The organism is Paenibacillus sp. IHB B 3084, from assembly GCF_001447315.1.
Taxonomy (GTDB): domain Bacteria; phylum Bacillota; class Bacilli; order Paenibacillales; family Paenibacillaceae; genus Paenibacillus.
This window is the reverse complement of record NZ_CP013208.1, coordinates 1-12929: the sequence shown is the minus strand read 5'-3', so window position 1 is coordinate 12929 and position 12929 is coordinate 1. Positions and strand designations below refer to the sequence as shown.

10 protein-coding genes are annotated in these 12929 nt (G+C 45.6%); all 10 read right to left on the bottom strand.

Translation table 11 applies throughout. The features are described 5' to 3' along the window. Window positions 1–4 precede the first annotated feature (4 nt). Complete coding sequence (locus ASL14_RS26875; protein ID WP_134914831.1) at window positions 5–1078, bottom strand: peptidoglycan DD-metalloendopeptidase family protein; 1074 nt, start codon at window positions 1076–1078, stop codon at window positions 5–7. Beyond that, window positions 1075–1677 (bottom strand): hypothetical protein, encoded by a 603-nt coding sequence (locus ASL14_RS26870; protein ID WP_134914830.1) that lies wholly within the window; start codon window positions 1675–1677, stop codon window positions 1075–1077. Before ASL14_RS26870 ends, ASL14_RS26875 begins: the two co-directional genes overlap by 4 nt. After that, window positions 1674–4469, bottom strand: coding sequence for a CD3337/EF1877 family mobilome membrane protein (locus ASL14_RS26865; RefSeq protein WP_134914829.1), 2796 nt, complete (start codon window positions 4467–4469; stop codon window positions 1674–1676). Before ASL14_RS26865 ends, ASL14_RS26870 begins: the two co-directional genes overlap by 4 nt. Further along, on the bottom strand, window positions 4469–4945 hold the full coding sequence (locus ASL14_RS26860) for a hypothetical protein (protein ID WP_134914828.1): 477 nt from the start codon (window positions 4943–4945) through the stop codon (window positions 4469–4471). Before ASL14_RS26860 ends, ASL14_RS26865 begins: the two co-directional genes overlap by 1 nt. Window positions 4946–4949: 4 nt before the next feature. Further along, entirely contained in the window at window positions 4950–7547 is a 2598-nt protein-coding gene (locus ASL14_RS26855) for an ATP-binding protein (RefSeq protein ID WP_134914827.1), read from the bottom strand. After that, window positions 7544–7711: a hypothetical protein gene (locus tag ASL14_RS27555; RefSeq protein WP_189338300.1), complete on the bottom strand. Its 168-nt coding sequence runs from the start codon at window positions 7709–7711 to the stop codon at window positions 7544–7546. Before ASL14_RS27555 ends, ASL14_RS26855 begins: the two co-directional genes overlap by 4 nt. A gap of 339 nt (window positions 7712–8050) precedes the next feature. Beyond that, entirely contained in the window at window positions 8051–8275 is a 225-nt protein-coding gene (locus ASL14_RS26850; RefSeq protein ID WP_134914826.1) for a hypothetical protein, read from the bottom strand. A gap of 12 nt (window positions 8276–8287) precedes the next feature. Continuing rightward, on the bottom strand, window positions 8288–9346 hold the full coding sequence (locus ASL14_RS26845; protein WP_134914825.1) for a conjugal transfer protein: 1059 nt from the start codon (window positions 9344–9346) through the stop codon (window positions 8288–8290). An 18-nt stretch (window positions 9347–9364) separates the two neighbouring features. Next, window positions 9365–11584, bottom strand: coding sequence for a TraM recognition domain-containing protein (locus tag ASL14_RS26840; protein ID WP_134914824.1), 2220 nt, complete (start codon window positions 11582–11584; stop codon window positions 9365–9367). Further along, complete coding sequence (locus tag ASL14_RS26835) at window positions 11585–12328, bottom strand: MarR family transcriptional regulator (RefSeq protein ID WP_134914823.1); 744 nt, start codon at window positions 12326–12328, stop codon at window positions 11585–11587. Window positions 12329–12929 lie beyond the last annotated feature (601 nt).

Sequence of the window (12929 nt, the reverse complement as noted above, 5' to 3'; positions counted from 1 at the left end):
TTATTTATTTAAGTCCAACATAAGGAGCCGGATTGACGTGTGTTCCATTAATGGCTATTTCAAAATGCAAGTGAGGGCCAGTGCTTCCACCTGTAGAACCACACTTTCCAATCTCTTGTCCAATCTGAATATCTTGGCCGACAGCGACCTCAATAGCGGATAAATGCCCGTATGTCGTCCGATATCCACCACCATGATCTATCCAAATGAACTGACCGTACCCCTTTTTCGGGTTACTGGCATCCTGCCATCCAGCAAAAGTGACCTTGCCTGCCTTGGCCGCTTGTATAGGGGTTCCCTTGGAGCATCCTATGTCTACGCCTTTATGGGGCTTTCCAACCTCTCCAGTGATTGGATGCACACGCGGGCCAAATGGAGACGTTACAGGCCCTTCTACCGGGCGCACAAACCCGCCCTTTCCCGGCTCGACGGTTTCAATAGGTTTATAGCCATCTTCGACGTACAAGGTCGCATACTTCATAACCTCGGCCACATATTCCTGACTCTGATTGTATGTGAATACGGCCTTCTCATACTCTCCGTTGGCCGCGCCATTAGCAGCCAGATAATGAGCAGCCGAAAAAATAGCATCCTTCACATTCCACATGTCTGCTTTCCCATCACCGTCAGCGTCTACCCCATATCCCCCATACTTTTGGATCAGCTCTAGGCTCGTTTTTTCTTCATCAGAAAAATGACCTTTTCCGTTAGTTCCCTTACAGCCGGGCGCTCCCCATCCAATAAAAGTACACGGCATAAACTGCATATGCCCCTCGGCCCCAACTTTGGATACCATCGGTTTCAAGGTGGAAAAACGGGTTTCAATACGGTGTATGGCTGCAAGCAGATTCCAAGGAACACCATACTTTTCTGCTGCTTCTTTGTAGATAGGAATAAATTCAGCCGGGATCTCGTTTTCTGCAATTTGGGATATCGTACCGGCTCCCCAGGAACCCGTACCCGCTGAAGCTTGTTGACCGCCCCCGATCATAAATAAGGGTATAAGCATGAAAATAACAAATAGTCCGATCGCAAAAATGATAGATAGAATGACCGGAAGCAAGAGCCATTTTTTCATAGGCTCCACTCTCCGGTCCGCACGCCTACATCATCTATTTTCCAAGCGTTATTCTCCCATTTCGCTTTCACTACAAAGAGCAGATAGTTGGTACTAACCTTTCCCGAAGCATCTGTTTGTTGAACCTCTATATCCGCATCCCACCACTGAACTGTTTGTCTAATGTCGGCAGGCGTCAGCTCAATATTGGTAATGGTTCTACGGGTCACATCTAAGGTGTACCGCTGCTGAGTAGCAGAAATTTTCTTGTAAAAGGATTCGGTCATATGCTCTTTCGATTTTTCAATATTGCTATTCGGCTGCTGCTTCACATCCCACGGAATATACGTTTTCAGAAATAACGGAATAAGTTCCTGTGCCTGGCTCATATCTGCTGCATCAATGGATTTCTTTTCGTCCTGCTTGGATTGATCCGATGCCGCATACTGGTGTACACGGCCCGGTGGTTTGACTGGCTGGCTCGCCTTCTTCTGCGTTTCATAGTCAGGAGAACTGAAAAAAAAATAACGGATCGTAGCGAAAAGTAGAGCTGCAACGACGATAAAAGCAACAATAATACTGACCCACGGCTTGGCTCGATCAGGAATGTTGGAACTCATGAAGCGTCACCTTCCTGATCGTCAGGCTCAACATTTTTAGGCTCGGTTTTATCCGGACGCTGCGGAACAGTTGCCTTAGATTTGTTTGTAAATAGGTTAGGGATAGAGCTTAACCCTTTGACGGTACGTATGGTTTCAGACGGCCTGCCAGCAGCGTGTGAAGATCGGTTTTGAGATACAACCGGGATAGCTCCCTCGCTCCTTCTTTGGCTGACCACCTGAGCCAGTTGTGAAGCCATATGAACTGCCGGCAGTAGCGCACCCGTATTTCCTCCCATAATGGTGTTTGGCAAGCCACTGGCTACATCACTCGGATAAGGCCCCATGACAGATTCTTGCACAAACGCGGCTTGCTGCTGCGGCGCAGATATCGTCTCTTCAATCAAACGGGCCTGATATCTCCCTCCGTCACCCATAGAGCGACTTTGGGATACGTTTGGAACCACTTTCCTTTGAGTGATTACCTGGGCCAACTGTGAAGCCATATGAGCTGCCGACAATGGCGCACCTGTATTTCCCATAACGACACTTGGCAAGCTGTTAGCTGCTCCTACTGGATAAGGCCCCATGACAGGTTCTTGTGCAGGCGCTACAAACGTACTTTGCTGCTGCGGATCATATAGTGCGCCGCCATTGAATCGGGCTTGGCCCCCTCCAGCATGACCCATAGATCGACTAGGAGACGCGACTGGTAATGCTGGCCCTGTTTGTCCGTTCTTTCTTTGACTGACGACTTGGGCCAGTTGTGAAGCCATGTAAGCGGCTGAGAACGGCACTCCCACACCACCCGGTATATGACTGGGCATATGCTCCGTTGACGGTACCACACCTGGGACAGTGGATAAGGCAGGAGCCAAAGATTCAACAGGTAAAGCCCCCACTCGGGATAAACCACCTGAACTGCTCGTCTCTGGAACGTCATACGGTATGGGTGCAGTTCCATGATTAGCAACCGATTCAGCCGCTAACTTGGAAGCTGTTCCGGCAAGCTTGCCCGATGATTGCGCCGTGGCCGCTGACTCTTGAGCTGCCAATGCACCCACGACCTGAGCTAACCGCCCTTGCTTCTTAGCACCAGCAGCTTGTCCACCTGTTGATACACGTGGAACAAATATAGAATCATTTTGGGGTAGCTCTGTTGTTGAAAGTGCTGCTGTATCCCCTTCGTTGTAATCCGCATCAAGGTCATCTACTTGACCAGCTTCATGCTGTGAACCACCTTCTCCCTTGGAACCTTTCGCAAGAGATATCACTTCGCCGCCCTCTTTATCGTCCAAAGGTACATTCTCTAAAGGTTTTTCACGGCCATGATCTCCCAACATGCCGTCAGCGATAGCCCCGGCTGCGGCTCCAGCAGTTGGCCCACCTGCCATTGTGCCTGCCGCTTGCGCTGCGGTGCGGACAACTTTACGCTTCATGTCCTGAATTTTAGATGTAATGTAATGATCAGCCTTGGAAGCTTCCATAGCGACACTACGCGCCATAGCTCCACCAGCAAACAAAATGCGTAGCAGACGTTTGCGAATCAAGATGATAACCACCAAAACGATAAATTCGACAACGGCTGTAGCCAAATAAGCATAATTATTGGTGTCACTAATCTGGTATACAATAGCCGACATAGTAAAAATAATAAGAGCCAAAATGGACATTGCTATTTTAAGAATCAAAGGCAGAAACAATTCTTCCGCATAGCGCCTAAAAATCCCGCCTTGGTTCGGAAAGGCCGCGATAACCAGGTAAAACGGGGCCACGGCTGCAACACCCAGAAACCAAAACTGAAAGGCCAGAATCGCAATAGCCAAAACGAAAATAGGAATCGACGTAAACGCATTGACGGCGCTGTACAAACCGGAAAATACCAAACGATCCGGCACGGCTCCGTAGGTCATATTCGTATTCGCTCGTTCTTTGATCTCGTTATCTTCTATATAAGACTGCCGCTGTTTCCCAGGGGGTATGACCAGCAGTTCATCCACCCTGCCGCTACCAATGCTCCCTTCCGAATCGGAACCGTATTGCAGAAACAGATAAGGCCGGTGGATAAACAGATTCCACATGTTATCGCCCAAAGTCGTCTTTGTATCGGTCTGACCGTCACTCGTTAAACCGGATGCAGCTCCCATGACAACAGCCGACATTTCCGTGGTCACGTTGTTGACTGTTTTTAGCGTGGCTGCGTAATTTGAAAAAAACAGCAAGGCGACGACCAGCATAGCTAAGGAACTAGCGGTCATGCTTGTAGCTTGCAGTTGCGCCCGCGCAAAAAAGTATTTATACAAAAAGGCAATGCCGATAGATATACCAATGATCTTTAGCATTTGCCCATAGATTCCTGAACCCATAAATGTACCGCCGGATATCCCCGTCAGTTTTTCCATGACTCCTGAAATGCCATCGATCAAGTCATTCACAATGTCGAATTTAAAGGCAAAATCAAGAACCGACAGCATGCCTTTGGTCATGAATACGTTCATCTTAAACATCGTATTGACCATAAAATTCATGCCTTCATAGAACTGAGCAAGGACTTCATCTTTTACAGCATCACCCGAAATCCAGCTTCCAAGGGTGCTAAAAAATCCGCCTTCTTCCTCTCCAGGCGTTTTAGACGTAACATCAATTTGGTAATATGCCTTGGAACCGTCGCTCGTCTGCTCATGATCCCCGCTGAAAAGATTATCTGAAATGCCGCCGCCATATACCATGTCCGGATCGGCTGCATAAGCTGGCGTAACATGAAGGGTAAAAATCAGCAATAACAAAAGAATCTGGAGCAGCTTCTTCATCATTACTTATCACCTTCTTTATTCTCGTGTACGGTCACGCCACCTTCCGGATTTGTAATCTTCCGTGAAACATCACGCGGATCTAATTCAGATATCTTCCAGTCTCCAGCTTCCTTTTGTATTTCAAGGTAATCCGTAAAGTATCCGTTATGCTTGGGACTGTAGTAAACCACCTTATAGTACAGCTCCTTGGAATCATCCGTATCTTTTTCAAAGCGCTGAATGGTATATCGTTCCCCCATAGCTTTGTACATCCCTGGATTCACATGACGGCCATCTTTTAAATTCAGGTAATGCGGATCATCAGGCGACAAAATTTGTTTGAATAAATCATGATTCCCTTCGGTGCTGGCTTCGATATATTTGAGGGCCAGCGCATCAGCAACGCCGACCTCCGCTGTGTCCTGAGTTTGGGTTTTAGAACAGCCCGTAATAAGCAGCAGAACTACACCCAGGAATATCATCATCCGTTTGACCATCTGCCTAACCTCCCATTGTGATGCGTTCCTGACGTTCATTTTCGTATTCACGTTCTTCTTGCGTGGACGTGGAGCTGTCAAACGCCTCCTCAATCTCTTTATAAACGGGATGAATGCGGACGGCTGCCGTCCGGCCATAGATATCCTGAAATAGAGCCGTTCCCCGACCTAAGCCAATGAGATAGTCAATATTGCTCTGTGTTGCGGGTAGGTTATAGTATTTAAGCATTTCAACCACTTCTTCATATTTTTTAAGAGCAAAAGAAAATTTCATCCCCATATTGGCTACATCTTCGTGATAGTCGGTGGCATTCTGCGTCCCCTTCACCAAAGATGTATTGTAGAAACGCCCCATCCGGTTGATAAAATTCATCTGTGCTTTTCCTTCAGATGAACGTTCAACGGCTTCCGCTTCATCCTGAACGACGACCTTATGAATAAACCGATCCTGATTGAACATGTATTGTTTGGTATAAGCAGCTATGGAAATCAAAATGGCTTCGGAGATTTTTTCTACAGGCCGGACAGACTCTTTACCTGCTCTTGGTAGCTGCAAATTTTGCACCATCAGCACTTGAATAGGCTTGCTGACTTCCAGCACGCGGTAGTCCTGGTTACGCTCCCCGAAAAGCAATCTTGCAATGTTACTCCGCTTGAGAGTATGCAGCGTTTCAATAATTTGTGCAGCAGCTTCTTGGCGATCCGCCCGATGTTCCACAGTCACCAATCGTTTCTCAAGGTCTTCCAGCAATCCACCAAGGCAAGGGTCGTCATGATAAGCCTCTCGTTCCGATGCTTCACTCAATATTGTGAACCCGACATCACCTAACTGCTTGTTGCACAAGAAAGACGTAATATCCAGTGCAATGTCCTTCGCTTCTTCCGGATTGGTACTGGTGCGGAAAGGATCAAGACAGCCCGCATCCGCTTCATCAGCGCCCAGCGTCCAGACCGATATAAATTCTGGTGGAATAAAAGGCAGTCCATTGGCCCACCCTTTCCGGTCGCCCTTCGGGTCTACAATAAGGGCAAGCGATCCGGTCAGAACGGAAAGATACGTAAACAAGTTAATGAAAAAAGATTTACCTTTCCCGGTCATACCAGCAACCATGACGGCCAAGGAATCCATTACATTCTGTGTTCCCTCAAAAGCTTTCGCGGCCAAGTCAGGCCGAATAAATACGGGACGGTTCAGCTTGAGCGTCTGACCGATATAAAATCCCCGGTTGTCCCCGATATTAGTTGTTGCGGCAAACATCATACCCGCCAGCTTTGTCGGCTCTAAATATTGTAAGTAATCCTCATTGAGTCTTGGAGCTGAAGGAATGAACTCCATAAAATATGAAATCGTCTCTCCGTATGGTGTTTGCAAATGGATACCGAATTTCTGCATCTGCCGCTTTAATTCGCTGGCCCGAACGCGCAATTCTTCCATGTCATCACCCGCCACACGGAATACAAAAGAACATGCGTAAGCAGGATATCCGGTTTCCCCAAAGCGACTTTCCATCTGAATTGCGCCGCTTTCGGACTTTTCAACACTTAGATCCACCTCACTGTTGCCTTTGGCTGCTTCGGTTCGTTGGTCTTCATAGGAGAGCCGGACATTACTTAATTTCTTCATGATTTGGTCATTTCGCAAGAAGCTGGCTTTAATCGAAACCGCAACCGGAAATTTCAAACTGTTCTGTATATGAAACATCCACTCGGAACCCGGATGTAGTGAGTGGGGTCGCATCTTATCTACGACTAGGTATTGTACATATTTCTCCTTAATTTCTTCCCCGACCAGCTTGTACAGCTTGAGCGTTTTTTGGTCATGTTCTTTAATTTCGGCATTTTGCAGCTCATAAAATGAATGAGCCTGGCCGCGCTGTGCTTCATATTTTTGGTTATTTTCATCAATCCCGCTAACATCAACACTCGTTTCGTAGCCTTTCCGAAGATGTGTATCGTTTGGGGTGACACTAAAGTTTTGTTCGATTAAAAATACCGTTTCTTCTTTGGTCGTATGTCGAACCAGGCAAGACATAGATGTGGTGAGAATTTCACGTAGGGCCTCGGCTTGATCCTGCCGTTCTTTAATATCCCGTTTTAGTATGTCTTGAGGCATCAAGCCCACGGCCCGATATAATGGAGACGTGAAGCCCTGCATGAACCGCTGGAATTGTGTAGTAAGCATTAATGCGGCATTTCCCTCACCATGAAACTTATTTCTCTTTTCGATCAACTGGATTCCGATATACGAATGGTACTCGTTCGTATCACGGGAAGAACGCTGGCTCGATAAGGTTTCTTTCAAGCTCTCAAAATACTGAATACCGTACTCCTTCAGCGCATACTCTTTTCGCTTGATTTCGGATATGGTTTCATCAATAATGCCGTTCACATCCGTTAGGGACGGAATCATCAGAAAATGAAGATCGTTCATATTCTCTACGTAAAAAGACAATTGATTGCTGTACGGCTCAAACTTCTGCATCATATCCCTAAAATCATAGGCAAACCCTTCAACTTGATAATAGGCCCATACTGTGCCGTCTCTGCCAAATACCAAATTGCCTTCAACATGTTTAACCGGGAACTGTGTGAAAACTTTCATTGATTCACCTTCTTTACTGGTCTTTCTCCAACCGTAAAGTAACCGTCAAAACGGTAAGTCGGGTTGAGCTTCTTTTTAGTAGCTTGCCGTTCTCTCGCGGTCAGTTGGCCGCTAAATCCGTAGGATTGAGGCTGGCCCAACTCCATTCCTTTGTAATAGGTCACCCGCTTACTTCTGCGCCAGTGATAGGCACAAAAGCTTTTAAAAAATTTGACTGGGGGCCGATTTTCGGTCCCCACATCAACCAGTAAATATGTGCCTAAAAAGGGTGCCATATATGAAAATGCATTGGGCAAAATCAATAAAGGTATATTCAAAATCGGAATGTGATACCAAATAAACATCACAAATGAAAGAAAAAAATATAACCTATCGTTTTGATCTTTAACGCTCTACCAAAGGCAAAACCTGCGAACTGATACAATCGTCTCTCAAATATTAAAAATTCATTGAGAACAAACAAGTCTCTTCGTTGCGGTTGTGGTTCCATCCGTAGGCCCCCCTTATTTCCCGCCTAAATTCATCTTGCTTGTAATAAATTCAGATATGGTACCAAACAATTCAGGTTTGGCAACAAAGGCATACGCCACCAAGAGGACTAGGAAAGTACCAATTGCGCCGATGAATTGTCTTCGGAACACCAACACAATAGCAAAAACAATACCAGCGATAAATATCGCGTTTTTCCCTTCGGTGGACAACCAATCTACAATGCCGTCTAAACTCATAATGCAAACCTCCTATTTTTCATCCAGGGTTGTCACAACATACCGACTGTTTTTCTCCACTACATACAATCGGTAATTCATGTTATAGCGGTCTTTCGTTTTAGGGTCTTCAAGCGTAATATTCGCCAACACAATATATTGCTTGGGAGCATTCCCTTGATAGACCTGAGCTGCATTCACACTCACAAAGTCCATCGTTTTATTTAGTCCATTCGGATGCTTGGGGTCTTCCAGCAAATAAGCCAATTTGTCTCGTGGATCGCTGGCATATGAACTAAAGAAAGTATCCAAAAAATTACGTACATTGGCTTTCTCTTGACTGTTTTCCGCATCCGTTAGCCCCTTGGCTGCGTCGTCCTTCTCAAGCGTAGTTTGTGAATCCATAAAGCTGAATTTGGGTAAATCATAAATACCGTAGCTTTGATCGTACCCCACAGGCACCACGAAAAACTTCTGAACCTCCATCGGCTTGTACTTGACCAAAGGAGCTGTCTTGCCCGTTCCGGCTTTTTGGTTTGGAACTTGCTGCGGTACTTCCACTTTCTGATATACCTTGAGCGTTACATAGGCGCGGTTGTCGCCTTTTTCTTCAATATTTTTAATTTCCGTTTTGAGAAACGTGGATTTAGTCTGCAAACCATGTGTCTCCAGTCCCGCTTGCTTGTCCAGCCCTTTCGCTAGAAATGGCTCCAGACGCTTTTGCCGCTGCTTTAAAGCCGCATCACCCGGCGACCAGGTAAAATACTCCTTGGCAAAGTTCTGCGCGTACTGTACGCCTGTTGTCGTCGTCGCTGGATTCAAGGTCGCTTTCTTTTCCGTTTGGTTGGCATCTGCTTGAGACGATCCTTTAGGAGCCATTACGGTAACAAATACAACCAGGAACATGAAGACAAACATAATCCAAAATAGGTAAAATCCCATTTTCCGCGCCACGTACCCTTTTGGCCGATAAGCTTTTCGCACGGACTTCTCTTCGCGTTTACTCAAATTTTTAATATGAGTCCACAAAGACACTTTTTCACGTTTCTCTCCTTCGCTTTTCTGCTTACGCTTTTCTAAACTCTTTGCCATGACTCAATCTCCCTCCTTTCATGAAGCACTTTCCTGAATCCCTTTCAGGTCAAGGCCGTTCCGTACATAAACACGGGCCACATATGGCTGTCCATCATCCCGCTTTTTCAGCTTACGGGCCAAAAATACTTCCCCCTTGGACAGTTCCTTAATTTCGTCCGGATGCGCTCTGAAACGCTGCACGCTCCGCACGGTTCCCATTTCAGATTCAAAATTCAGCCTATACAATGGGTCTTTTTTCACCTGGCTCGTAATATCATCATCCTCATAGGTTCCTAAAGTAGCTGCGAGTATGGATGCATCTTCACTATCATTCACGCGCCCAAATAAATACGTATTACAGTTGTTGATGATCTGCCGGGTCAAGTTTGGATCAACTTTGTCTGTATCCGATAAGCCCTGCATAGAGATAACACATTCCCCTCCCGCTGAACGCGATTTATTCACAACATCAACGATTTCGTGACTCGCGTATGCGGAAAATTCATCACAGACCATAAGCATTCTCTTCTTGCCGGCTTTTTGCCGGTAATCAACAATCGTATTAAATTCAGAAATGACAATCCGGCCAAGCATTTTGATATAGTCGCGGTATTTGTTACCGGACAACGAGAAAATAGCCATTTCGTTTCGATCCGTGACCTCAAGTAAGTCCATGCCGCCCCCGGTTTCCTCAAAAAGCGGCCCTAAATCCGATTCCATCAGCTCGGCAACCTGGTTACGAAGACTTACCAGCGTATCGAAGTTAATCCCTGTATCTTCTTCCTCGCTTTCGTCCTCCGAATCTTCACCAAAAAAACGTTCCCGATAATATTCGATTTTCTCCATCCGTTCCCGGTACCGCTCTGCTGCTTCTTCTCTGGATACATCCGGTTGCGGCGGGATCTCAATTTCTTCTTTGACCAGATCCACCATAGGAGCTGCGTGGGATTCATTATCCGACTCTGCGTCATTAGCTTCCTTCTGCTGAATTTCCTCATTTGTGGCTCCTGCTTTTTTATCCTGTCGCGCCTGCCGGAACCCAAAAAAATCATCGGCAGCTACAGGAGCAGATTCAGCAGCATCTTGCGGGTTTTCTGTAGATTCTTCCTCCGGTTCAGGCGTTAGAGCAACCGCATTCTTAGCTCTTTCGGCCTGATGAAGCACTTTCTCATAGTGTTCCCATTCCGTTGTTATCCGACTTAACTCATTCTTTTCACGCTCCTTCAGCTCCGATATATAAGCAGCTACTTTAGAACGGAATGTCATGCGATAAATGGTTGCCAAGTCTAATGTTTCGCCAAATTCCCGAAGCAACCGTAAGCTCAACTGTAAAAACCGGGAACAGTTGATTTTGTAGAAAGGTTCAGACCATTCAAACAGATTCATGATTTTATCACGTAATTGCGTAGGTGAACCGTGCCGCAAAAAATTGAAATTCAATTGGTCAATATCGGTAAATAAATGCACTTTACGGCCATATTTCTCTGCCTGTGCCTTAAACTCAAGCATGGATTCTCTTTCACCCTTGCCGTCCATGAAAAATACGGGTTTACCCTGCCGGATCGCATTTTCAATTACAGTCCCGATGATTACGGTCTTCCCGCCGCCAGTCGTCATAATGACTAGCATGTGCGAATTGAGTTCTTCATCCTCCAGTTCAACACGTTCCCCAAATTCGTCATAACCAATAAAATTGGCTGTCGATTCGGATTTGCGAAATTTGAGTTGCGCCCGATCATTGTATTTAAATCGGTTTAATCGGAATTTTTTGTACTTTCGGTCAGCCCGTTTTTTCAGCAGGCTGACATGTTTAGATTTAATGATCTTGCTCTCAAAGTATTGAATGATCGGGTGTACCACACAGGCCAATATAATACCAACCACACCAGCAGCAACGAAAGAATAACCAGTGAGTGGGAACGGCTTCCCATCATGAAAATATTTTTCTGCCAGGGTCGCCACAAACGGTAGCCGCACAGACGATAGAAAACCTAGGGATGAAAGCCATTCGCCCGTTCCATGTAATATAAGAATCCCGAAAAGAGCAAGCGGCAACATTGCGTACAATATCCAATAGCGCTTTATTACAAACCTAACAACCAGGTAAATGAGCAGCCCTGCAATAATGCCACCCATCGCAAAACAAAATATAACCACCAGGACAGCAGCTATGACCAAATAGCCAAGTGTTTTTTCCTGCTCCTGTTGTTCCGGGGTCGGCCCTCGGAACATATCGTCGAACCCACCATTTTGCACCTAATCCTCTCCTTTAACCTCAGGAGGTAAAGCACGGATTTGAATTTGCTGGAAAACATTGATCCCCTTTGTGTTGGTCATAGACCGGGCCGAAGCCGCCCATGCCTTGTTGACATAATCAACCGCCTTCTTTATAGCGTTACCCACCGAATTATCAGGAACAAAATACCATACATCTGTATAATCTCCATTTTTAAGCTGATTGGCGTATAAGTCGATTTTCTTCCTGAGCCGGGTAGCCTTTTTCACGGTCAGCTCCGCTTCAACAGCGATTGACAAGTTTGGTGGATACAAAATGAAATCCGGAATCGAATCCCGCGTCTCGTTTGTTCGTGTGATGATGGCCTGTCGATCCTCGATCCCCTTTAGCAGCTCAAACCGGTATTCACGCTCCGTCTTATATTCAAAATCCGATGCCGCCGCCGATTTCAAGTACAAAATTAGATCATTAATAATGAGATCATGCTGCGCCGTATAAAAAGAAGCATCATTTGATACCGTGACAGGATAATTCAAATAATCGCGTGCGTCTCGATGCGGAAAATACACATTGAGTTTGGACGCTAATTTCTTCCTCCAGATCAAACGTGCATTTTCAAGCTTCCTCAACCTGCGATAAACAGCATGACGTGACATGCTATCTGTATGCGTCATAATCTGCCTGGTTGTGACAATACCGTGCTTCAAAATGAACCTCAAAATAAGAAAATCATCGTCTCTAAAATCACTGTATTTCGTAATCAAAAAATCTCCTCCGGCTTCGTTTTCAAAATCACTCTCCCTTGTACACTATCACATTTTTCTAGTTAGAATAACCCGTTGTATCAAACATCAAATAGTGTAATTGAAGGTGCAACAGAACCAACAAAACAAAGGCTCATATCGCATACTGTTTATTCAATCCTGCAACCAGCTACCGGGGGGACTTCCCCCAACAGCAACACCTCAATCTTTTCCAGTAATATTCCAACATCACTATGACTAAACAACATCATAAAAGCAACTTTCCACATCAAAGCTCCAATGCATAAACATACAAAAAAAATCAAAAGCATGCGTTAGCATGGTTACCATCTTCCTCGATCAACCCCCAAAGTTTTCTTCCTCGCATTCACTCACACGTCTTTAGGTTTTAGTCTTTAAGGTTTTAGGTTTTGATCTTGGTTTTGGTTTTTATCTTTTATCTTTTAATCTGTTATCTCTTATCTTTTAATCTCTCTTCTCCCTCATTCTCCCCCTCTCTCATACTCTCTACTAATCACTTCACTCTTAATCTTTACCCTCCACCCCCACCCCCGCCAAATAGTAACTTAGAGTAATATAGATACTCGTCTTCCTGACCCCA

Coding starts and splice junctions, on each gene's coding strand:
- ASL14_RS26875 (WP_134914831.1), bottom strand. CDS start 1,078: ATGAAAAAATGGCTCTTGCTTCCGGTCATTCTATCTATCATTTTTGCG.
- ASL14_RS26870 (WP_134914830.1), bottom strand. CDS start 1,677: ATGAGTTCCAACATTCCTGATCGAGCCAAGCCGTGGGTCAGTATTATT.
- ASL14_RS26865 (WP_134914829.1), bottom strand. CDS start 4,469: ATGATGAAGAAGCTGCTCCAGATTCTTTTGTTATTGCTGATTTTTACC.
- ASL14_RS26860 (WP_134914828.1), bottom strand. CDS start 4,945: ATGGTCAAACGGATGATGATATTCCTGGGTGTAGTTCTGCTGCTTATT.
- ASL14_RS26855 (WP_134914827.1), bottom strand. CDS start 7,547: ATGAAAGTTTTCACACAGTTCCCGGTTAAACATGTTGAAGGCAATTTG.
- ASL14_RS26850 (WP_134914826.1), bottom strand. CDS start 8,275: ATGAGTTTAGACGGCATTGTAGATTGGTTGTCCACCGAAGGGAAAAAC.
- ASL14_RS26845 (WP_134914825.1), bottom strand. CDS start 9,346: ATGGCAAAGAGTTTAGAAAAGCGTAAGCAGAAAAGCGAAGGAGAGAAA.